The organism is Sphingomonas sp. PP-CE-1G-424 (assembly GCF_004341085.1).
In the GTDB taxonomy this organism is placed as follows: Bacteria; Pseudomonadota; Alphaproteobacteria; order Sphingomonadales; family Sphingomonadaceae; genus Sphingomonas.
Window position 1 is genome coordinate 310,979 of the sequence record NZ_SLXW01000001.1, and the last position, 21,358, is coordinate 332,336.

16 protein-coding genes and 1 tRNA gene are annotated in these 21,358 nt (G+C 68.0%); 3 read left to right on the forward strand and 14 right to left on the reverse strand.

All coding sequences use genetic code 11. The features are described from left to right. Positions 1–31: 31 nt before the first annotated feature. From C8J43_RS01505 to C8J43_RS01545, 9 genes are all read right to left on the reverse strand, one after another. Positions 32–718 carry a response regulator transcription factor gene (locus C8J43_RS01505; protein ID WP_133029456.1) on the reverse strand — a complete coding sequence of 229 codons (687 nt, stop codon included), beginning with the start codon at positions 716–718 and terminating at the stop codon, positions 32–34. Further along, entirely contained in the window at positions 718–3,408 is a 2,691-nt protein-coding gene (locus tag C8J43_RS01510) for a sensor histidine kinase KdpD (RefSeq protein WP_133029457.1), read from the reverse strand. The genes C8J43_RS01505 and C8J43_RS01510 overlap by 1 nt, the downstream gene beginning before the upstream one ends. Further along, on the reverse strand, positions 3,408–3,977 hold the full coding sequence (gene kdpC, locus C8J43_RS01515) for a potassium-transporting ATPase subunit KdpC (RefSeq protein ID WP_133029458.1): 570 nt from the start codon (positions 3,975–3,977) through the stop codon (positions 3,408–3,410). The genes C8J43_RS01510 and kdpC overlap by 1 nt, the downstream gene beginning before the upstream one ends. A gap of 10 nt (positions 3,978–3,987) precedes the next feature. Further along, entirely contained in the window at positions 3,988–6,039 is a 2,052-nt protein-coding gene (kdpB, locus tag C8J43_RS01520) for a potassium-transporting ATPase subunit KdpB (protein ID WP_056055255.1), read from the reverse strand. 13 nt (positions 6,040–6,052) lie between these two features. Continuing rightward, entirely contained in the window at positions 6,053–7,756 is a 1,704-nt protein-coding gene (kdpA, locus tag C8J43_RS01525; RefSeq protein WP_133029459.1) for a potassium-transporting ATPase subunit KdpA, read from the reverse strand. Positions 7,757–7,769: 13 nt separating this feature from the next. Further along, positions 7,770–7,859, reverse strand: a complete 90-nt coding sequence (gene kdpF / locus C8J43_RS01530) for a K(+)-transporting ATPase subunit F (protein ID WP_022685962.1) — start codon at positions 7,857–7,859, stop codon at positions 7,770–7,772. A 120-nt stretch (positions 7,860–7,979) separates the two neighbouring features. Next, positions 7,980–8,885, reverse strand: a complete 906-nt coding sequence (locus tag C8J43_RS01535; protein WP_133029460.1) for a TorF family putative porin — start codon at positions 8,883–8,885, stop codon at positions 7,980–7,982. Positions 8,886–9,130: 245 nt separating this feature from the next. Next, positions 9,131–9,205, reverse strand: a tRNA-Val gene (locus tag C8J43_RS01540). A 44-nt stretch (positions 9,206–9,249) separates the two neighbouring features. Next, complete coding sequence (locus C8J43_RS01545; RefSeq protein ID WP_060527212.1) at positions 9,250–9,627, reverse strand: response regulator; 378 nt, start codon at positions 9,625–9,627, stop codon at positions 9,250–9,252. A 158-nt stretch (positions 9,628–9,785) separates the two neighbouring features. Here C8J43_RS01545 and C8J43_RS01550 point away from each other — a divergent pair, with 158 nt between their 5' ends. Next, positions 9,786–10,598 carry an N-formylglutamate amidohydrolase gene (locus tag C8J43_RS01550; protein ID WP_243645361.1) on the forward strand — a complete coding sequence of 271 codons (813 nt, stop codon included), beginning with the start codon at positions 9,786–9,788 and terminating at the stop codon, positions 10,596–10,598. 4 nt (positions 10,599–10,602) lie between these two features. Here C8J43_RS01550 and C8J43_RS01555 read toward each other — a convergent pair whose 3' ends face one another. The 3 genes from C8J43_RS01555 to C8J43_RS01565 all read right to left on the reverse strand — a co-directional run bounded on the left by C8J43_RS01555 (position 10,603) and on the right by C8J43_RS01565 (position 15,961). Continuing rightward, the gene (locus C8J43_RS01555) at positions 10,603–13,773 is read right to left on the reverse strand and encodes a TRCF domain-containing protein (RefSeq protein WP_347812493.1); all 3,171 of its coding nucleotides are present in this window, start codon (positions 13,771–13,773) and stop codon (positions 10,603–10,605) included. 147 nt (positions 13,774–13,920) lie between these two features. Next, positions 13,921–14,877, reverse strand: a complete 957-nt coding sequence (locus C8J43_RS01560) for a Gfo/Idh/MocA family oxidoreductase (protein ID WP_133029462.1) — start codon at positions 14,875–14,877, stop codon at positions 13,921–13,923. Positions 14,878–15,247: 370 nt separating this feature from the next. Then, complete coding sequence (locus C8J43_RS01565) at positions 15,248–15,961, reverse strand: FadR/GntR family transcriptional regulator (protein ID WP_133029463.1); 714 nt, start codon at positions 15,959–15,961, stop codon at positions 15,248–15,250. A gap of 141 nt (positions 15,962–16,102) precedes the next feature. On the opposite strand from C8J43_RS01565, the gene C8J43_RS01570 reads away from it, so the two are divergent. Beyond that, complete coding sequence (locus C8J43_RS01570) at positions 16,103–16,966, forward strand: 2-dehydro-3-deoxygalactonokinase (RefSeq protein WP_133029464.1); 864 nt, start codon at positions 16,103–16,105, stop codon at positions 16,964–16,966. Beyond that, positions 16,963–17,595: a 2-dehydro-3-deoxy-6-phosphogalactonate aldolase gene (locus tag C8J43_RS01575; protein WP_133029465.1), complete on the forward strand. Its 633-nt coding sequence runs from the start codon at positions 16,963–16,965 to the stop codon at positions 17,593–17,595. Before C8J43_RS01570 ends, C8J43_RS01575 begins: the two co-directional genes overlap by 4 nt. Before the next feature lie 151 nt (positions 17,596–17,746). Here C8J43_RS01575 and C8J43_RS01580 read toward each other — a convergent pair whose 3' ends face one another. Beyond that, positions 17,747–18,859, reverse strand: a complete 1,113-nt coding sequence (locus tag C8J43_RS01580) for a glycosyl hydrolase 53 family protein (protein ID WP_133029466.1) — start codon at positions 18,857–18,859, stop codon at positions 17,747–17,749. Next, positions 18,859–21,345 (reverse strand): beta-galactosidase GalA, encoded by a 2,487-nt coding sequence (gene galA, locus C8J43_RS01585; protein WP_243645362.1) that lies wholly within the window; start codon positions 21,343–21,345, stop codon positions 18,859–18,861. The genes C8J43_RS01580 and galA overlap by 1 nt, the downstream gene beginning before the upstream one ends. Positions 21,346–21,358 lie beyond the last annotated feature (13 nt).

The following is a 21,358-nucleotide window of genomic DNA, read 5'->3' on the forward strand; positions in this document are numbered from 1 at the left end:
TGGAAAGCGGGCAGACCGGCCCGATCGCCGTTCAGCTGTCGGTGCGCAGACGGTAGCCGACCCCGAGTTCGTTGGCGATCACGCTGCCGACCGGATCGGGCGCCTCGAGTTTCTGACGCAGGTTGCGGATCACGATGCGGAGATATTCGATCCGCGGATCCTCGTCGCCACCCCATGCCGCGGCGATGATCTTGTCGTGCGTCACTACCCGCCCGCTATGCCGCGCCAGCACCGCAAGCACTTCATGCTCCTTGCGCGTCAAATGCAGTTCCTCGCCGTCGCGCGTCACGACGCGACGATCGAGATCGATGGTCAGACCGCCTTTCCGCACGAGCTTGGGCGCAGTGTCGGCGGTGGCCCGATGCCGCAGCGCGACGCGCAACCGCGCGAGCAGTTCGTCGCTGTCGAACGGCTTGGTGACGAAATCGTCGGCGCCGAGATCGAGCGCGGCAACCTTCTCGTCGGTCGAGTCGCGCGCGGACACCACCAGGATCACCGCATCGCCGTCGCGCCGCAGCACCGGGATCAGGCTCAGGCCATCGCGGTCGGGCAATCCGAGGTCGAGCAGGATCGCGCTCGGATGCTCGGCCGCCGCGCACGCGATCGCGCTGCGCGCATCGACCGCTTCGACCACCGTGTAACCCGCGCGTTCCAGCGTGTTGCGGAGCAGGCGGCGGATCGAGATTTCGTCGTCGACGACGAGGATCTTGGCAGGCATCAGATCGCGCTTTCGGGTGCGACGTTGCGCACGATGAGAGGGGACGGGAACACCAGCGTGAACGCGGCGCCGGGCTCGTCGACGCGATTGCCGGCTTCGACCATCATCCCCATCGCCTCGGCGAAGGCCTTGACGATGGCAAGCCCCAACCCGGTCCCGACGATCTCGCGGTCCGACCCTTCGAGCCGCCGGAACGTCTCGAACACCTCGGCCTCGCGACCGGGCGGCAGGCCCGCGCCGTGGTCGAGCACCGCCAGCCTGAGTTCGCCGTAGCGATGCCGCCCCTCGACGACGATCTCGGTACCGGGATCGCCGTAGCGCCCGGCATTGTCGAGCAGGTTGAGCAGGCAATGATGCAGCAACTGCGGATCGACCCGGACCAGCGGCAGGTCGGGCGGCACGTCGAGCCGGACCGCATGCCCCTCCAGCGCGCGGCGCGCGTCGTGCGCGGCGCCGGCGACCGCATCGCTGAGATCGGTCGCCTCGATGTTGAGCTTGAGCGCGCCCGCCTCGACCCGCGCCATGTCGAGCAGATTCGCGACGAACCGGTTGAGCCGCGCCGCCTCTGTCTTGATCGTCGCGATCAGATCGGGAGTGGCACCGTGATCGAGTTCGTTCGCCGCCGCGATCACCGCGGTCAGCGGCGTGCGCAGATCGTGGCTGACCGACGACAGCAGCGCCGCGCGCAGCCGATCGCGCGTCCGCACCGCATCGACATCGCGCATCTCGGTTTCGAGCCGCAGCCGTTCGAGCACCAGCGCGGACTGATCGACCAGGCTGGTGAGCAGCGGCAGCTGATCGGCGCGGACCGGATCGCCGCTGTTCTCCCGCGCGATGCCGAGCACCGCGAGCGTCCGCCCGCCCGCCTTGACCGGCTGGAACAGCCATTCGGACGCGGCCAGCGTCGCCGATCCCTTGCCCGCCGCCGCGCCGGCATCGAACGCCCAGTTCGCGGCGGCCAGATCCATCGTGTCGAGCCGGTAATCGGCGGTGCTCGCGGCCTGGACGGTCAGCCCGGCGCCGGTCGTCGGGGCGAGCAGGACCGACTGCACCGCGAAGACCTGCGCGACGTCGTCGCAGATCATCCGCGCCGCCACCGCGGGATCGTTGATCGCGCTCAACTGCCGCAGGAACCCCGCCAGCGTCGCGTTGGTCTGCGCGCTCGCCGCCGCAAGGTCGGCCTGCGCCCGCACACGCGAGGTGAGCTGGCTGGTCGCGATCGCCACGCCGAGCAGGACGAAGATCGAGATCAGGTTTTCAGGGTTGCTGATGCTCAGCGTGCCGACCGGCGGCAGGAAGAAGAAGTTGTAGGCGAGGCTCGACGCGATCCCGGCGAACAGCCCGGTGCGCAACCCGAACAGGCTGGCCGCCACCATCACCGGCAGCAGGTACAGCAGCGCGACGTTGCCGAGATCGAGGATATGGAACAGCGCGCTGGCGACCGTCGTGATCGCCGCGACCAGCGCGAGCGTGATGGCATAGCCAGTCGGCGAGCCCCAGCCCGCCTTCGACCGCCGCCATGCCAGCGCGGACGTCCTGGTTTCGGTTTCCATCGGCAGGACGTGGACGGTGACTCCGCTCGTCCCGCGGATCAGCCGGTCGACGATCGATCCGTGGATGAATTCGAACGCACGCGAGCGGCGCGACTTGCCGACGACGAGCTGGGTCGCACGCGCGTGGATCAGGAAGCCCTGGATACCCTCAACCACCGACGCGGCCGGTACCGTCGCGACCGCCGCCCCGAGCTGCGTCGCCAGCGTCATCGCCGCCGCGACGCGCTGATGCTGGACATCGGTGAAGTGCGCGGTGCGCGGCGTCTCGATGAACAACGCCGTCCACGGGCCGTGCAGCCCGTCCGCGACCCGCTTGGCCGCGCGGACCAGGCCATCGACGCCGGGCAGTTCGTTGATCGCGACGACGATCCGGTCGGTGCCCGCCCATGTTCCGCCGATGCCGATCGCGCGGACATGATCGAGCATCTGCGCGTCGACCGCCTGCGCGGCACGGCGCAACGCGAGTTCGCGCAACGCCGACAGGTTGGATTTGGAGAAGAAATGGCTGAGCGCACGGGTCGCCTCGTGCGGCAGGTAGACCTTGCCCGCCTTGAGCCGCTCGATCAGCTCGTCGGGCGGGATATCGACGACCTCGATCTCGGCGAGTTCGAGGATCCGGTCGGGCACGGTCTCGCGCACCCGGACCCGCGTGAAACTGGCGACGATGTCGTTGAGGCTTTCGACGTGCTGGATGTTGATCGTCGAATAGACGTCGATCCCCGCCGCCAGCAGTTCCTCGACATCCTGATAGCGTTTGGGATGGCGGCTGCCGGAGGCATTGGTATGCGCGAGTTCGTCGACGAGCGCGAGCCGGGGGGCGCGGGCGAGGATCGCGTCGATGTCCATTTCCGCCAGGACGCGCCCTTCATAGGCGACGTCGCGGCGCGGGACGATTTCCTGTCCGCGGGTCAGCCGTTCAGTTTCGACCCGGCCGTGCGTCTCGACGATGCCGATGACGACGTCGACGCCGTCGCGCCGTCGCGCCGCGCCTTCGGACAGCATCTCGAAGGTCTTGCCGACCCCCGGTGCCGCGCCGAGGAAGATCTTGAGCTTCCCCCTCCCCTCCTGCTCGGCCTGACGCAGGAGGGCATCCGGATCCGGACGATTGTCGCTGTTGCCCGGATCGCTGACCGGCATCAGCGCGGCAGAGCGTCCAGCGCGCGGTTCATCGCCAGCACGTTGACGTGCGGTTCGCCCAGGATCGACGTCTCGGTCGCGGCGGCGACGATCGTCCTCACCCGGTCGACCGGAATGCCGCGGACCCGCGCGATCCGCGGTGCCTGGACGGCGGCGGCGGCGGGCGACAGATCGGGATCGAGCCCCGATCCGCTCGCGGTGACGAGGTCGGCGGGCAGCGGCCCGGTCACCCCTTCGGCGCGGCGCTTGGCGATGTCGGGCGTCACCCGGTCGACCAGCGCGTGCGAGGCCGGGCCGAAATTGGACCCCGACGACGCCAGCCCGTCATACCCCTTGCCCGCGGCGGACGGGCGCGTCTGGAAATACTTATCCCCGACGAACGCTTGACCGACCACCGTCGAGCCGACCACCTGGCCGTTCTGCGTTACCAGACTGCCGTTCGCCTGTGACGGAAACACGGCCTGCCCGATCCCTGTCATCGCCAGCGGATACGCCAGCCCGAGAAGTGCCGCGAACAGGATCGTCATGACGATCGCGGGTCGCAGTGCGGAGGTGAGATCCTTGCCCATGGTATTGTCCTTATGCGAGGCCGAGGCCACCGACCACAAGGTCGATGATCTTGATGCCGACGAACGGCGCGATCAGCCCGCCCAGTCCGTAGATTGCGAGGTTGCGCGCGAGCAGCGGGCCCGCTCCCATCGGCGTGTACTTCACGCCCCGCAGCGCCAGCGGCACGAGGCAGGGGATGATCACCGCGTTGAAGATGATCGCCGACAGGATCGCGCTTTCGGGCGACCCCAGCCGCATCACGTTGAGCACGCCGAGCCCCGGATACAGCACGACGAACATCGCCGGGATGATCGCGAAGTATTTCGCCACGTCGTTGGCGACCGAGAAGGTCGTCAACGCGCCGCGCGTCATCAGCAACTGCTTGCCGAGGCCGACGACCTCGATCAGCTTGGTCGGATCGCTGTCGAGATCGACCATGTTGCCCGCCTCGCGCGCCGCCTGCGTGCCGGTGTTCATCGCCACGCCGACATCGGCCTGCGCCAGCGCGGGCGCGTCGTTGGTGCCGTCGCCGCACATCGCGACCAGCTTGCCGCCCTGCTGTTCCTGGCGGATCAGCGCCAGCTTGTCCTCGGGCGAGGCCTGCGCGAGGAAGTCGTCGACCCCCGCCTCGGCCGCGATCGCCGCCGCGGTTAGCGGGTTGTCGCCGGTGATCATCACCGTGCGGATGCCCATCGTCCGCAGCTCGCCGAAACGTTCGCGGATGCCCGCCTTGACGACGTCCTTCAGGAAGATCGCACCGAGCAGGCGGCCGTTCTTGGCGACCGCCAGCGGTGTCCCGCCGGCGCGCGCGATCTCGTCGGTGATGCGGCGCAGTTCGGTCGCGGCCGCGGTCTGGCCGACCCCCGGATTGGCCTTCAGGATCGAGTCGACCGCGCCCTTCTGGACGAGCATGTCCGCGGTCCGCACGCCCGAGATCCGCGTCTGCGCGGTGAACGGGATCACTTCCGCGCCATCGGGCAACACGCTCGTCGTGACGCCGAACCGCTCGCGTGCCAGCACGACGATCGATCGGCCCTCGGGCGTCTCGTCCGCGAGGCTTGCGATCAGCGCGGCTTCCGCCATCTCGGCATCGCTCGCGCCGCCGACCGCGCGGAACTCGCTCGCCTGACGGTCGCCGATCGTGATCGTGCCGGTCTTGTCGAGCAGCAGGACGTCGATGTCGCCCGCCGCCTCGACCGCACGCCCGGACTTGGCCAGCACGTTGAACCGCACCAGACGGTCCATGCCCGCGATGCCGATCGCCGACAGCAATGCGGCGATCGTCGTCGGGATCAGCGTGATCAGCAACGCCGCGAGCATCGCGACCGGGATCGAGCCACCCGCATAGCTAGTGAAGCCGGGGATCGTGCCGACCGCGATCAGGAAGATGATCGTCAGGCCGACCAGCAGCAGAGTCAGCGCGATCTCGTTGGGCGTCTTCTGCCGCTCGGCGCCTTCGACCAGCGCGATCATGCGGTCGAGAAAGCCCTTGCCGGGTTCGACCGTCACCTTGACGCGGATCTCGTCGGAGATGACGCGCGTCCCCGCGGTCACCGCCGAGCGATCGCCGCCCGCCTCGCGGATCACCGGCGCGCTTTCGCCGGTGATCGCCGCCTCGTTGACCGAGGCGACCCCCGACACGACCTCGCCGTCGGACGGGATCAGGTCGTTGGTCTCGACCAGCACCACGTCGCCAACCTTCAGCGCGCTGGCCGGCACGCTCTCATGCTCGCGACCGTCGCCCTTCAGGCGCTTGGCGACGAGGTCCGCCTTGGTGGCACGGAGCGAGGCGGCCTGCGCCTTGCCGCGCCCCTCGGCGAGCGCTTCGGCGAAGGTGCCGAACAGCACCGTCAGCCAGAGCCATATGACGAGCTGCAGCTTGAAGCCGATGCTCAGGCTGTCGTGGCCGACGACCAGCAGCACGGTCATCAGCGCGGCGACGACCGCGGTGACGAACATCACCGGGTTGCGGATCAGCTCCTTCGGGTTGAGTTTGACGAACGACGCCGTGATCGCCGGCACCACTAGGTCGGCGGTGAACAGGCTCTTGCTCTGCGAACGGCTTTGCGAATTCTGGGCCATGATGGCGCCCCCGTCAGGACAAAGTGCCGCGGATCATCGCGAGATGATCGGCGATGGGACCGAGCGCGAGGCTCGGCAGGAAGGTCAGGCCGCCCAGGATCAGCACGATGCCGACGAGCAGACCGACCCACAGGCCGCCGGTCGTCGGGAACGAGCCCGCGCTCTCCGGCGTGTATTTCTTCGCGGCCAGGCTGCCGGCGATCGCCAGCATGGGCACGATGATGAAGAACCGGCCGACCCACATCGCAACGCCCAGCAGGCCGTTGTAATAGGGCGTGTTGGCGCTCAACCCGGCGAACGCCGACCCGTTGTTGCCGACCGCGCTCGTGAAGGCATAGAGTATCTCCGAGAAGCCATGCGGGCCCTTGTTAAGCGGCCCCGCCAGCCCCTGCGCCAGCACCGACGACAGCGCGGTGAGACCGAGGATCATCAACGGCAGCACCGCGATCGCCAGCACCGCAAGCTTCACTTCGCGACTCTCGATCTTCTTGCCGACATATTCGGGCGTGCGGCCGACCATCAGTCCGGCGACGAACACCGCCAGGATCGCGAACAGCAGGAAGCCGTAGATGCCGGCGCCGACGCCGCCGATCACGACCTCGCCCAGCTGGATGTTGAACAGCGGGATCATGCCGCCCAGCGCGGTGAAGCTGTCGTGCATCGAATTGACCGCGCCGCACGAGGCCGCGGTGGTGACGACCGAGAACAACGCGGACGCGGCGATCCCGAAGCGGACCTCCTTGCCCTCCATGTTGCCGCCCGCGACGCCGAGATGATGCAGCACGGGGTTGCCGGCGGCTTCCTGCCAATAGGTCACGGTGACGCCGGCGAGGAACAGGATCACCATCGCCGACAGAATCGCCCAGCCCTGCTTGGTGTTGCCGACCGCCTTGCCGAACGTCCAGGTCAGGCCGAACCCGATCAGAAAGATCGACAGCATCTGGATCAAATTGACCAGCGCGGTCGGGTTCTCGAACGGATGCGCCGAGTTCGCGTTGAAGAAGCCGCCACCATTGGTGCCGAGCATCTTGATCGCCTCCTGGCTGGCGACGGGCCCGATCGCGAGCACCTGCTTGACGCCTTCGAGCGTGGTCACGTTGACCGTGGCGGCCAGCGTCTGCGGCACGCCGCTGGCGATCAGGAACACCGTATAGACGACGCACAACGGCAGCAGCAGATACAGCGTGATGCGCGTCATATCGGCCCAGAAATTGCCGATCGCCTTCGATTCACGCCGCGCGAACCCGCGGAACAGCGCGAACGCCAGCGCGATGCCGGTCGCCGCGCTCAGGAAGTTGTGGATCGTCAGGCCGAGCATCTGGCTGAGGTTCGACATCGTCGATTCGCCCGAATAGCTCTGCCAGTTGGTGTTGGTGGTGAAGCTCACCGCGGTGTTGAACGCGAGGTTCGGCGACAGCCCGGCGAGCCCCTGCGGGTTACCCGGCAGCACGCCTTGCAGACGCAGCACCGCATAGGTGAACGCCATCAACGCGACGTTGAACACGAGCATGTGCAGCGCATAGCGCCGCCAGCCCTGCTCGGCCTCCGGATCGATCCCGGCAAGGTTGTAGAATCCGCGCTCGACGGGTCCGAGGACGACGTGGAGCGGAGTGCGGCGGCCTTCGTAGAGCGCGAACAGCCACAGGCCGACCGGTTTGGTCAGCGCGAGCAGGATGGCGACGAAGCCGAGGATCAGGAACCAGCCCTGGAATGTCATGATGCCGCCTCCTTCAGAAGCGTTCGGGGCGGATCAGGACCGCCACCAGGTAGATGAGCAGGCCAAGTGCGGTCAGTGCCGCGAGCCAGAGATCGAGAGTCATCGCATCCCCCTCATGCGTTGTCGCACAGGCGGGCATAAGCAAGCGTCGCCGCCACCAGCCCGACCATCACGAGGATCCAAATAAGGTCTTCCATCGGTTGATCCTTGTTAGTTGGCGGCGTCAGAAAGCGGCGGTGAGCGAAGCGACGACGGTGCCGCCGGCGATCGTGCCGGTACCGTCCTGCCCCTTGCTGAAGCTGGGCTGCAGATAGGCGGAGTCGCGGCGAGAGATGTCGGTGTCGACGTACGACACGTTGAAGGTCAGATTGCGCCACGTCGTGTCGGCGCCCAGCGACCAGTCCCAATACTTGCCGGTCGGGGTGACTGCGGTCGCGTTGGGACCAAGGCCGTCCTGCCCCCAGCTATGCCCGATATGCGCCTTGGCGGTGATCGGCGTGCCCGTGATCGCAAAAGCGCCGTCGCCCGACAGATAGAGGTTGTCGTCCTTCGCGCCCGGCCGGGTGTAGACACCCGCGGCCGCGTCGGCGCCGGTCGCGTACCATTTGCCGATCGCCTGCTGCTTGGGCGCATAGGCGACCGCAGCGGTCAGCGTCGCCGGACCGGTGGTGCCGCTCAACTTGACATAGGGCTCGGCGAAGTCGGTCTTGTTGGCGCCGCCCGGGTACATGTACCACGTCAGCCCGGTATCGAGCGTGGCGCCATTGCCCAGCTTGGCCTTGTAGCCGCCGATCAGGTCGAGCTCCATGTTCGCGCCGCCGAACGTGCCCCAGCCGGCAAGGTTCGACGCCCAGGTGCCGACATAGAAGCCGCTTTCGTGCGCGATCGTCAGACCGCCCTGCACCGCCATCTGGCGGTCGGATTGCGACACGCCGCGAAACCGGTAGTCCGACGCGATCGCGACCGATCCGCTGACGGTGATCGCCGATGGCGGCGCGGCCGGGTTGGCTGCAGCCGGGGCCGCCGGGGTCGTGTCGTCAGGCGCCGACTGTGCCTGCGCTGCCGCCGGGATCGCCAGTGCCGGAACCGCCAGCAAAACCCCTGCGACCGCCGAATATAAACGCTTCATCACTACACCCCAACCGAAGACGCCCCGCGAATGATGCGCGGAAGCCGTGGAGCCTGGCGATTAGGCGCAGGACGCGTAGCAATTCGAGAGCGATTGCCCCCTTTCGCATATAGCTGGCGTATAGTTGGGGTCCGGACGCGCGATTATGCCGGGGATCCGCCGATCGCGTCGATGATGGGCGCCGAGGCCAATCCCGCCAGACGCAAAAAAGCCCTGGTAACTCATCGAGCTACCAGGGCTTTCTATGGTGGGCGTGGCAAGGATTGAACTTGCGACCCCTGCGATGTCAACACAGTGCTCTACCACTGAGCTACACGCCCGCCGGACGGCTCCACTAGCCGCGGTTATCGCGGCGTGCAAGCGTTCAATGCATGCCCGTCACATTATCCATCTCGAACAGCCGATCGACCTCGGCGACGAGGTCGCGCAGATGGAACGGCTTCGACAGAACGCGGGCGTTCGGCATTGCCCGCCCGGCCTTCAGCGTGACCGCCGCGAAGCCGGTGATGAACATCACGCGTAGGTCCGCGCACATCTCCCCCGCCTTCTGCGCGAGCTCGATCCCGTCCATCTCGGGCATGACGATATCGGTCAGCAACAGGTCGAACGTCTCGGTTTCGAGCAGCGGAATCGCCGCGGTGCCACGGTCGACCGCGGTCACCGCATAGCCCGACCGTTCGAGCGCACGCGTCAGATATTCGCGCATGACCTGATCGTCTTCGGCCAGCAGGATTCGCAACATCGATCTAAAGTCCCGTTTTCGCACAGCATCGTTGCAGCCGACCTAGCCGCAAAGCGGTTAAGATTTCCAGATCGATTGCCCGCACCGCTCGGTCGTCCTAGCGTGGATCGATGTCATCCTCCCCGTTTGCCACGTCCTGTTTCGAACGCCTCGGTGCCATGCCCCCGTCGAGTCCCGTGGTAATCTCCGTACCGCACGCGGGCCGCGACTATCCGCTCGCGCTGAAAACCGCGTTGCGCGTGCCCTTGTCGGGGCTGCTGCCCTTGGAGGATCGACTCGTCGATGCGGTCGCCAGGGCGGCACGGACGAACCAGACCGCGATCGTCCAGACCCGCGCGCGCGCGTGGATCGACCTGAACCGCCGCGAAGACGAACGCGATCCGCTGATCGACGAGGGCGCGGCGACGACTCCGCTGGCGCAGCAATCCGCCAAGCTGCGCAGCGGCCTCGGCCTCGTGCCACGGCGGACATCGGCTGCCGGCGATCTGTGGGCGCGGCGGTTCACCGATGCGGAGATCACCACGCGGATCGTCGAGGATCATCGCCCGTATCACGACGCGGTCGGTGCAGCGCTCCAGGCGGCGCGCGCACGGTTCGGGATCGCGGTGCTGCTCGACGTCCATTCGATGCCGCCACTCGCGCCCGCCGGTCCGCGTATCGTGATCGGCGACCGCTTCGGCCATGCGGCGGATGGCCGGTTCGTCGAGGTCGTCGAAGCGGCCTGCGTCGGACATGGCTTTTCGGTCGCGCGCAACGCACCCTATGCAGGCGGGCATATCCTCGAACGGCACGCCGCGCCCGGCACCGGCATCCACGCGATCCAGCTGGAACTCGACCGCACGCTGTATCTCGATCGCAAGCACCACGCACCGGGCGCGGGATTCGCGCGCGTCGTCGACCTCGTCCGCGTCATGCTGGACGCGCTGGCCGAGGAAGCCCGCCTCACGCCGCTAGCCTTCGCCGCGGAATAACCCGTCAGTCGGTCATCGCGCCCAGCAGATCGGCGATCTTTGCGCCGCGCTCGACCGGATCGGCGATCGTCTCGCGCGCGATCCACCGCCCGGTCTTCTCGACCAGTTCCTCCAACGGTTTCGCCGCGCGTCGATCATGCGGGGTGAACGCGATCGCCGCCGGCCCCGCATCGATCCGCTGGATACCAGCCTGCCGCGCGAGCATCCGAATCCGTGCGACGTGCAGCAGGCGCTGCGCCGGATCGGGCATCGCACCGAAGCGGTCGTCGAGTTCCGCCTCGAACCGATCGAGCGTCGCCACATCGGCGATCCGCGCGAGCCGCCCGTACAGTGCCAGCCGGACCTCCTCCTCGGGGATCCAGGCCTCGGGCAGGCTGCCGCCCAGTTCGAGATGCAGTTCCGGCACCCAGTCGTCGATCGGCTCCCCGCCATCGTGATCGATCCGCGCCTGCTGCAACGCTCGCGCGAACAGATGCTGGTACAAGTCGATGCCGATCAGCTTCATGTGCCCGGCCTGCGCCTCGCCGACCAGATCGCCCGCGCCGCGCAGATCGAGATCGCGCGCGCTGATCGCGAACCCCGCCCCCAACCGGTCGAACGCCTGGAGCGTGTTCAGCCGCTTCAACGTCGCCGGCGCGATCGTCGCATCGCCATCGGTCAGCAGCATCACTTGGCCACGCCGCCCGCCGCGACCGACCCGCCCGCGCAACTGGTGGAGCTGCGACAGGCCGAAGCGATCGGCGTGATGGACGATCATCGTGTTCGCGCGCGGCACGTCGAGCCCCGCCTCGATGATGTTGGTGGCGAGCAGCACGTCGCCGTCGCCCGCGGCAAACGCGACCATCGCCTCGTCGATCTCGGGCGCGGGCATCTTGCCATGCGCCTGCACCACCCCGAGTTCGGGCACCAGCTTGACGAGCCTGGCCGCGAGCGGCGCCATATCCTCGATCCGGGGCACCACGACGAAGCTCTGGCCGCCCCGCGCGCGTTCCCGCCGCAACGCCGCACGGACGACGCTGTCGTCGAAGCTGGAGACCGCGGTGCGGATCGGCTGGCGGCGTGCCGGCGGGGTCGCGATGATCGACAGGCCCTGCAGACCGACCATCGCCGATTGCAGCGTGCGCGGGATCGGCGTCGCGCTCAGCGTCAGGACATGCCCCGCGCCCAAATCGTGAAGCTTGGCCTTGTCCGCGGTCCCGAACCGCTGCTCCTCGTCGATCACCACCAGCGCGAGATCGCGGTAGGTCACGCCCTTCCCGGCGATCGCGCCGGTCCCGATCACGACGCCGATCGATCCGTCGGCAAGGCCTGCACGGACGCGCGCCTTGTCCGCGCTGCTCGACAGCCGCGACAGGCCGGCGACGACGATCCCGGTGCCCTCGAACCGCTTGGTGAACGTCTCGATATGCTGGCGAACGAGCACCGTCGTTGGCGCGGCGATAGCGACCTGCCGCCCGGCGAGCGCGACGGCGGCGGCCGCACGCAGCGCGACTTCGGTCTTGCCGTAGCCGACATCGCCGATCACCAGCCGGTCCATCGGCTTGCCACTCGCGAGATCGGACAGCGTCGTCGCGATCGCGCGCGCCTGGTCGGGCGTCTCGGTAAACGCAAACCCCGCCGCGAAGCGCTCATACGCCGCCCGGTCCGGCTCGATCGGATCGGTCGTCCGCGCATCGCGCTCGGCGGCCAGCTTGGCGAGATCGCGCGCGCTCTCGGCGATCGTCGCGTCGATCGCACCGCGGCGCTTCTGCCACGACGCGCCGTCGAGCGTATCGAGCGTCACCGCGTCCTCGTCGGCACCGTAGCGCCAGATTCGGTCGGCCTCCGCGACCGGTACGAGCCGCCGCCCACCCTTGGCATATTCGAGGACGATCGCGTCGCCGCCCGTATCAGGCAGCGCCTGCAATCCGCGGACGATCCCGATCCCGAACGTCTCGTGGACGACGACGTCGCCACACCGCAGCTCGCTCGACAGGATCGATTGCGCAACACGACCGTCGGACATCTCATGGCTGCCGGCCCGCCCCCCGAGCAGATCGGCGGCTGCGACGACGGTAATCCCGCCGACGACGAATCCGCGATCGATCGGTGCGTCGAGCAGCAGCGCCTGTCCCGGCGTCGCGGCGAGAACACCGGCCCAATCGTCGACCGGATCGAACGCGGTCTTCGCGGCGCGCTCCAGCCGAGGCCGCAGGAACCGCAGATCGCGTGACGACCCGGCGATCACCAGCCGTCCGTCGGCGAGCACATCCTTGGCAAAGCGCGCAAAGGCGCGGGTCGGATCGCGGCGCTCGATAAAGCGCGGCGGCAGATCGTCGGCGATCTGAAACGAGGTCGTCTCGCGCTCGGCCATCGCCGCGGCCCAGGCCTTGTCGAGGACCAGTTCGGCAGCCGCCTTGCGCCGCGGCAGACCATCGGCGGCGACCGCGAGAAAGCGCTCGCGACGACGCCCGGCATCGGGATCGAGCGCAACCACCGCGCCGGGCAGATGCGCAAGGATCGTTTCGCCCTGTTCGACAGCCGGCTCGGTCGCGCGACCGATCTCGATCGCGTCCAGGTCGCCCTGGCTCAACTGCGAGACCGGATCGTAGCGGCGCAGCGACGTGATCCTGCCATCGGAGAACTCCACGCGGACGGGCAGGTCGCGATCGACCGGGAAGATGTCGACGACACCGCCGCGCACCGCGATCTCGCCGGGTTCGTCGACGCGGTCGTCGATGACATAGCCGATCTCCGTGGTGGTCGCGGCTAACGCATCGAGGTCGATCGTATCGCCGGGCGCGAGCCTTGGCGGGACGACGTCGAACATCGCCGGCGCCGGATAGCGCACCGCGGTGGCCTCCGCGGTCGTCACCAGCAGGATCGATGCGCGCCCCGCTTCGACGCCCGCGCGCAACCGCCGCAACGCCGCCACGCGCAGACCGACATTGGCCGGCGATGCGGGAGCGTCGTCGCCGGGCAGCGCATCGCTCGACGGCAGATGGACCACCAGCGCGGCAGGCGAAAGCGCAGCGACGATCGCGGCGATCTCGGTCGCGCGCCGATCGTCGGACGCGATGTAGACGAGGTTAGCGTCCGCCAGTCGCTCGGCGATCGCGGTTGCCAGTGGCGCCACCGCGATCGCCTCCATCGCGATGCCGTATTCCTGCTCGACCTGCGGACTGACCTGAAGCACCGATACGCATCCTTATCTTCGGCCCTTGCCGGGCTCGCATAAGGACAGAACGTGATGCCTATCGGCGCGTTCCTGACCGCTTATCGTCGATCAAGGTATTTGTATCCTGCGTTACTTGCGCGCGCAAAATCGATCCTTCGCGCGGGATTACCAGGCGAAGGCGGGAACGATCGTGCGCCGCCCCACCAGGAACGCATCCGCGACGAGCCGCAACGGCGTGACGTCGACCGCGCTCGCCCTGGTCCGTACCAGCTCGGCAAACTTGCCGTACAACCGCGCATATTCGGCATCGGGCGCTTCGCTAACCTGCCCATCGACCTCCAGCACCGATCCGCCCATCCTCAACGTCAGTCGACCGCCATCGGTATCGACGACGATGTCCCATTGCTGCGGTCCTTCGTGGAGGAAATCGAACGCTGCTGTTACCGGCACGCGCGCCCCCGCCAGCCCGTCGCACGACAGGCGCAGGTCGGCGGCGAGCGGCGACATCCGCCCCTCGGGCACGTGCATCTCGGCATCGTCGACCGTCCAGCCGCCGGGCAGGATCTCGGTCGCGATCGACAGCGCGTTGATCCCCGGATCGAACACGCCGAACCCGCCGGCCTCCAGGATCCAGTCCTGGCCGGGATGCCAGCGACGGATATCCTCGCGCCAGTCGATCGTGACCCGCTCGACCCGCCGTCCTTCGAGCCATTGGCGCGCCGGCGCGACGCCCGCCGCCTCGCGCGAGTGCCAGGTCGCGAACAGCGTCCGGCCCGCGGCGACCGCATGCGCCTCGATCCGGGCGACCTCCGACAGCGTCGCGGCAGGCGGCTTTTCCATCATCACGTCGAGCCCGGCATCGATCGCCACCATCGCGATCTCGGCGCGGCCGACCGGCGGCGTGCACAGCGACACCGCGTCGAGGTCGTGCCCCGCCGCCACCAGTTCGGCAATATCGCGGTAGTTCGCGACGCCGTCGACCACCGCATTGCGACTGACCGCCGCGACCAGTTCGAACCGGGGATCCTGCGCGATCGCCGGCAGATGCTGGTCACGCGCGATCTTGCCGATCCCGACGATGGCGAGGCGGATCGGCTTTGGGGACGACAGGTCAACAGCCATGCAGGAATCCTCTGAGATTTGTCTTACTTTTCTTTAGGGTGCAGGGGGCAGGCGATCAACGGTAACCCGCATCGCTCCGTCTTGCGAAACGTCACGCCTGGCGAAACGCTTTCACCAAGGTTTTCGCCAGGACGGACCGACATGCAGCGCGTTGGGCGCGCCAATTCAAAACGACAGCCAGCTTTTCCCTGTTCTCCCGCGAAGGCGGGAGCCCAGTCTGGGTCCCCGCCTTCGCGGGGAAACATGCTATCCAACGCCGACTGGTTCGGAATCTGCCGCCCACAACCCAGGACTTTCAGGATCTGCGGTGCGGTAGATGACCAGTCACGCACGACGGACAACAGGGATCCAAACCGAACCTCGATACGTCTCAGTCCTCGCCGATCAGCACCAGCACGTCGCCGATGATCCGCGTCATCGCCACCCTTGCCGCACCCGCATCGCGCGCGATGATCGCGTCCGCCACCGCGGCATGGTCCGGGATGTTCGCCGACCGGCCCTTGATCCGGTTGGTGAAGCGGATCGAGGTGCGCAGCGCGGTCGACACCACCGACTGGAACTGCGCGTAGAACGGGTTCTTCGACGCGCGCAGGATCGCGACATGGAACGCGATATCGGCCTCGAGCGGATCGGTCAGCCCCGCTTCGCCGGCCTCCATCTGCGCCAGTCCCTCGCGGATCGCCTGCAGGTCCGCCGTGTCGCCGAACCGGGCCGCCAGCGCCGCCGCTTCGGGTTCGATCGCCACACGCAACTGGTTGAAGTGCCGCAACAACTCGACCGAGAACTTGCGCTCGAGCGTCCAGCGCAGCACGTCGGTATCGAACAGGTTCCAGGCACTGGCCGGCTGCACCACCGTGCCCTGACGCGGCCGAGCGCTGACCAGGCCCTTGGCGGTCAGCATCTTGACCGCCTCGCGCGTCACCGAGCGGCTGACCCCGTGCGTCTTGGCGATCTCCGCCTCGGTCGGGAACGGCCGCGTCTCGTAGCGCCCGGTCACGATCGCCCGCCCCAGCGTATCGAGCATGCCGTGGGTGAGGTTGCGACCCGCGACGGCGCCGGGCGGAAATGTCTCGTTGTCTGTCATGTCGGTAGCCATCGCCCGAGTTCTGACGCAACATGCCCCTGCTGTCACGTTTCCAGGCTCCTTACTGGACTTGCTCCTATTATCGTATAAATATCTCGTCAGATGCGATCGCGAGATCGGGATAGAATCGAGAGCGTGACCATGAGCCCATTTATCGCCGTCGACTGGGGCACGACCAATCGGCGTGCATTCCGGATCGAGAACGGCAGCGTGGTCGCGACCGAACGCGACGATCGCGGCGCAGCGAACGTCGCTGCCGACGAGTATGACGCGGAGGTCGCAGGGATCCGCGACCGGCTCGGCGACCTGCCGATGCTGCTCGCCGGGATGGTCGGATCGAACATCGGCTGGCGCAGCGTACCCTATGTCGCAGCGCCCGCGGGCCTGCCGCAGATCGCCGCCGCGCTCGACCGGATCGACGCACGCACCGCGATCGTGCCGGGCCTGTCGTACCGTGACGGCCTGCATGCCGACGTCATGCGCGGCGAGGAGGTTCAATTGCTCGGCGCGGTCGCCGCCGGACTGGTCCCACCCGACGCACTGCTGTGCCAGCCGGGGACACACTGCAAATGGGCGACCGTGCAAGCCGGCGCGATCGTCCGGTTCACCACCGCGATGACCGGCGAACTGTTCGCGCTACTCCGCGCGCACGGTGTCCTCTCGCGCCAGCTGGGCCACCCGGTCGAGCCGGGGGCGGCGTTCCTCGACGGCGTCACGGAAGGTGCGAAACGCGATCTCGCCGCCAGCCTGTTCGCGATCCGCGCGCGCGGCGTGCTCGGGATCGCCGACGACGCGGACGCCGCCTCGTTCGCGAGCGGACTGCTGATCGGCGCGGATACCGCCGCGCGGATCGAGCCCGGCGCGACCGTCCATATCCTCGCCGATCCCGCGCTCGGCGCGCTGTATGCCAGTGCGATCGATGCGCTCGGCAGCACCGCACACCATATCGATAGCCAGGCCGCATTCGTAGCCGGCATCACTCGCATCCAGGACCTTGCCGCATGACCGACCACCGCAAAGCCTTCGACGCCGCCTTCGCCAAATGTCCGCTGATCGCGATCCTGCGCGGGGTGAAGCCCGACGAGGTCGAGGCGATCGGCGAAGCGCTGGTCGCGGCCGGGTTCACTATCCTCGAAGTGCCGATGAACTCGCCCGATCCGCTCGACAGCATCGCCCGGCTGGCGCGTAAGCTCGAGGGCCGCGCGGTCGTCGGTGCCGGCACCGTGCTGCGCGTCGAAGACGTCGAAGCCGTCGGCGCGGCGGGCGGCACGCTGATCATCGCTCCCAACGCGAACCTGCGCGTGATCGCCGCGGCGGCCGAGCGCGGCTATGTCGCGCTGCCCGGCATCGCCACGCCGACCGAGGCGTTCGCCGCGCTAGACGCAGGCGCCGCGGCGCTCAAGCTGTTCCCCGCCGAAGCGGCCAGCCCGACCGTCCTGAAGGCGATGCGCGCCGTCCTCCCCAAGGATACGCGCGTGCTGCCGGTCGGCGGGATCGTGCCGGAAGGCATGGCGGCCTGGACTCAGGCGGGCGCAGCCGGGTTCGGCCTGGGCTCCGCCCTGTACGCGCCGGGAATGACCGCGGCGGACGTCGGCGAACGGGCGGCCGGGTTTATCGCGGCACTGAAGGGCTGAATGATCCTCCCCCGCCAGGGGGAGGTGGCACCGAAGGTGACGGAGGGGGAGGACACGGAGCAGAGGTTTCCCTTCCTCCCCCTCCGTCTGGCAAGAGCCAGCCACCTCCCCCTGGCGGGGGAGGATTGCAAAGATGGCGCTAGGTAAGGCCCTACTTCCCCCGCTTCACATACCGCCGCCCAAGAAAATCGAACGCGGGCAGCGCCTCGTGCCGCTTCAGCCCGAACCACGCCGCGTTCTCCCAGTTGGACCCCGTCCCCCAGCGCGTCTTGCACCCGGTCGAGACCCAGCCCGGCTCCCAGTACACCACGCCGATCCCACCCGCATCGACCACCGTCTGCGTCAGGTCGACGAGATAGTCCCGCTGCCCGACCGGCGTCGCGGGATAGCCCGGCAGCAGCGAATCCGCGCCGAGCAAATCGGGTGACGCGTCCTCGCCGACCGGACTGAACGGATAGGCGGTCTCGACGACGATCACGTCCGCCTTGTACCGCGCCTTCGCCGTCGCGATCGTCGCGCCCAGTTGGGCGGGCGTCCGCGTCGACCATTTGCGGTAATAGCTGATCCCGATCACGTCGAAATCGCGCACGCCCGCCTTCGCCGCCGCGTCGAACCACGCCGCGACATGCTCGGGCTGCGCGATGTGGAGCATGATCCGCGGGTTGATCGTCGCAACCTTCCCCGTATCTCGCACCGCCTTGATCCCGGCGTTGAGCAACGTCGCATTGCGCGTCCAGTCGATCGTGCGATCCTTCACGCCCCCCATCAGTTCGGGATTCGTCTCGTTGCCGACCTGCACCATCTCCGGCATCAGCCCCTGAGCGTCGAGCGTGCCCAGCACATCGCGCGTGTAGGCATAGAGCGCCTTCGCCTGCGCCGTGGTGTCGAGCTTCGCCCAAGCGGCGGGCGCGATCTGCTTCTCGCCGTCCGCCCAATCGTCCGAATAATGGAAGTCGAGCAGTACCTGCATCCCCGCCGCCTTCGTGCGCCGGATCGTCTTCGTCACATCGGCGAGATCGCTGTATTTCGTCCATTTCGCGTCGTTCCAGATCCGGACGCGGACGATGTTGCCGCCCTTCGCCTTCATCAGCGCGAACGGATCGACCGGCTTGCCGTTCGCGCGATAGACCGCGCCACAATCCTCCATCTCGTTGACGTAGGACAGGTCTGCACCGAGGTAGAGTCCGTGCGCCGGCTTGGGCGCGAGCGGCTGCGCGGTCGCAGTCGAGGCAAACAGCGCGAGGCCGAGGGCGATACGACGCATCAGCGGTCTCCTTTGGGCATCGCCATGATCCGCAGCGACGCGGGCTTGATCCCCTCGCCGCTTACCCGCACCGCAAACGGCCCCGGCTGCTCGCCGACCCGGACGATCGCCTGGACGAGTCCATGGAACGCGCGGCGCTGTGTCGCGACGTCGGGCTCCAGGCTGGTCGGATCGCCATTGCCGACCCCGATCACCGCCGCGCCGCCGCTCGTCTCGAACCGCAACAGCGTATCCGCATCGGGCACCGGCCGACCGCGCGCATCGACGACCTCCGCCTTGAGCATGACGACATCGTTGCCGTCCGCCTTCGCCACGCGCCGATCCGCGGTCAGCCGCACCGCTGTCGCCGCCGCCGCAGTCTCCCGCACCGACGCCGCCACGCGCCGCCCCTTGTTAAAGCCACGTGCCTCGAGTCTGCCCGGCGCATAGGGGACGCTCCACGCGAGATGCCCGTTGCGCGGCATCGGTTTCCGCCCGAGCGACCGCCCGTTGAGCAACAGCTCGACCGCGTCGCAATTGCCGTGCGCCCACACTTCGATCGGCTGGCCCTCGCGGCCGGGCCAGCTCCAATGCGGCAACAGATGGACCTGCGGCAGATCCGGTCGCCACCACGCGCGGTAGTAATGGAAATTGTCCTTCGGGAAGCCGCAGGTATCGAGCACGCCGAAATAGCTCGATATGCTCGGAAACTGCGCGAACGGGGTCGGCTCGCCGCGATAATCGAATCCGGTCCAGATGAACCCGCCCGCGATATACGGCCGCGTCGCCGCGATCGACCACCAGCCCTCTGCGGTCGACGCCCACCACGGATGTTCGGTGTCGTACGCGCGCACCACATGCGCGGTGGCGTCGTTGAAATACGCCCCCCTCGTGCTGACGGTGCTACCGGTCTCGGTGCCCATCGTCGGCACGTCGGGAACGCGCTGGTGGAACGCCTCGATCTTGTCGGTGCGGTAATTGAAGCCGATCACGTCGACCACCTTCGCCGCACCACTGTCCCAGCTATTGTCGAACGCGAACGTCGTCGGTCGTGTTGGGTCGAGCTTCCGCACCGCCGCCTGCATCTCGGACGTAACCCGCGCGCCCTTCGCCGAGCCCTGTTGCGGCTCCTCGTTGCCGAGCGACCAGGCGATCACGCTCGGCCGGTTGCGATCGCGGCGGACGATCCGGTCGAGCTGCGCCATCGCCTCGTCGTCGCTGCTGTTGAGCCGCGCCTCGACGATCATCATCATGCCCGCCGCGTCGCACACGTCGAGCAGCGCGGACGCCGGCGGGTTGTGCGCGCTGCGCCACGCGTTCGAGCCCATGTCCTTCAGTTGCGCGACGCGCCACGCATGCAGCGCATCGGGAATGCCGGTGCCGACCCCCGCATGATCCTGATGATTGCAGCTGCCGAGCAGTTTGACCGGCTTGCCGTTGAGCAGGAAGCCGCGCGCGCCGTCGAAATGGATCGTCCGGATACCGAAGCGCGTGTGGTAGCGATCGACTACCCGACCGCCGATGACGATCTCGGCTTCGACGGTGTAGAGCTTGGGCGTCTCGACCGACCACAGCACCGGCGTCGCGACATGCGCCTGCTGGTCGAGCACGCGCCGTTCGCCTGCCGGCAGCGTAAAGCGGGTTTCGGGCAAGTCCGCGACCGGGCGGCGATCCGGACCGACGATCCGCTGGCGCACTACGCCCTCGACCGCCACATCGCCGCTGTTGAGGATTTCGGTCGCGGTCGACACCTGCGCGCCGTCCGACCCCACCTCGGCACGGACCACGGTCCCCCATTGCGGCACATGCACCGGATCGGCGCGGACCAGGTCGACGTGGCGATAGATCCCCGCGCCTTCGTAGAACCAGCCCTCGCCCAGCGTTGCGTCGACACGGACGGTCACGACGTTGTGGCCCCCGTCATAATCGAGGAAATCGTCGATCTCGACGCGGAACGGCGCATAGCCGCTCTCGTTGCGCCCGACGATATGGCCGTTCACGAAGACGAGGCAGTCGCGGAACACGCCGTCGAATTCGAGCCACAGCCGCCGCCCGCGATCCCCTGCGGTGACCGCGATCGGACAGCGATACCAGCCGATGCTGTTGGCAGGAAAGTTGCGGCCGATCGCCTTGAACCCATGCGCGGCGACGGCGTCCTCGGTATCCTTCGACGCCGGCGTTGCAGGCGGCGCAAACGGGAGCGCCACCGCCCAGTCGTGCGGCACGCGCACCGGTTGCCACGCGCCATCGTCGAACGCCGGCAGCGCGGCATCCGCGGTCGCCGCGCCCGCCTTGGCGAAGGTCCGCTGGTTGCGTCCGAAGCCGAAATCGCGGTCGAGATCCGCCGCATGGCCGAGATGAAACCGCCAGACGTCGAGCCGCTCCGTCGATCGTGGCGAGCGCGGTACAGGCGCTTGCGCCGCCGCACCCGCGAATGCTGGCGTGGCGGCAACGGTGAGCACAGCGGCGCTCTGGCCGAGCACCGCACGGCGAGTAGGATGTGGCAATCAGTCTCTCCCA

Coding starts and splice junctions, on each gene's coding strand:
- C8J43_RS01505 (WP_133029456.1), bottom strand. CDS start 718: ATGCCTGCCAAGATCCTCGTCGTCGACGACGAAATCTCGATCCGCCGC.
- C8J43_RS01510 (WP_133029457.1), bottom strand. CDS start 3,408: ATGCCGGTCAGCGATCCGGGCAACAGCGACAATCGTCCGGATCCGGAT.
- kdpC (WP_133029458.1), bottom strand. CDS start 3,977: ATGGGCAAGGATCTCACCTCCGCACTGCGACCCGCGATCGTCATGACG.
- kdpB (WP_056055255.1), bottom strand. CDS start 6,039: ATGGCCCAGAATTCGCAAAGCCGTTCGCAGAGCAAGAGCCTGTTCACC.
- kdpA (WP_133029459.1), bottom strand. CDS start 7,756: ATGACATTCCAGGGCTGGTTCCTGATCCTCGGCTTCGTCGCCATCCTG.
- kdpF (WP_022685962.1), bottom strand. CDS start 7,859: ATGACTCTCGATCTCTGGCTCGCGGCACTGACCGCACTTGGCCTGCTC.
- C8J43_RS01535 (WP_133029460.1), bottom strand. CDS start 8,885: ATGAAGCGTTTATATTCGGCGGTCGCAGGGGTTTTGCTGGCGGTTCCG.
- C8J43_RS01545 (WP_060527212.1), bottom strand. CDS start 9,627: ATGTTGCGAATCCTGCTGGCCGAAGACGATCAGGTCATGCGCGAATAT.
- C8J43_RS01550 (WP_243645361.1), top strand. CDS start 9,786: ATGCCCCCGTCGAGTCCCGTGGTAATCTCCGTACCGCACGCGGGCCGC.
- C8J43_RS01560 (WP_133029462.1), bottom strand. CDS start 14,877: ATGGCTGTTGACCTGTCGTCCCCAAAGCCGATCCGCCTCGCCATCGTC.
- C8J43_RS01565 (WP_133029463.1), bottom strand. CDS start 15,961: ATGACAGACAACGAGACATTTCCGCCCGGCGCCGTCGCGGGTCGCAAC.
- C8J43_RS01570 (WP_133029464.1), top strand. CDS start 16,103: ATGAGCCCATTTATCGCCGTCGACTGGGGCACGACCAATCGGCGTGCA.
- C8J43_RS01575 (WP_133029465.1), top strand. CDS start 16,963: ATGACCGACCACCGCAAAGCCTTCGACGCCGCCTTCGCCAAATGTCCG.
- C8J43_RS01580 (WP_133029466.1), bottom strand. CDS start 18,859: ATGCGTCGTATCGCCCTCGGCCTCGCGCTGTTTGCCTCGACTGCGACC.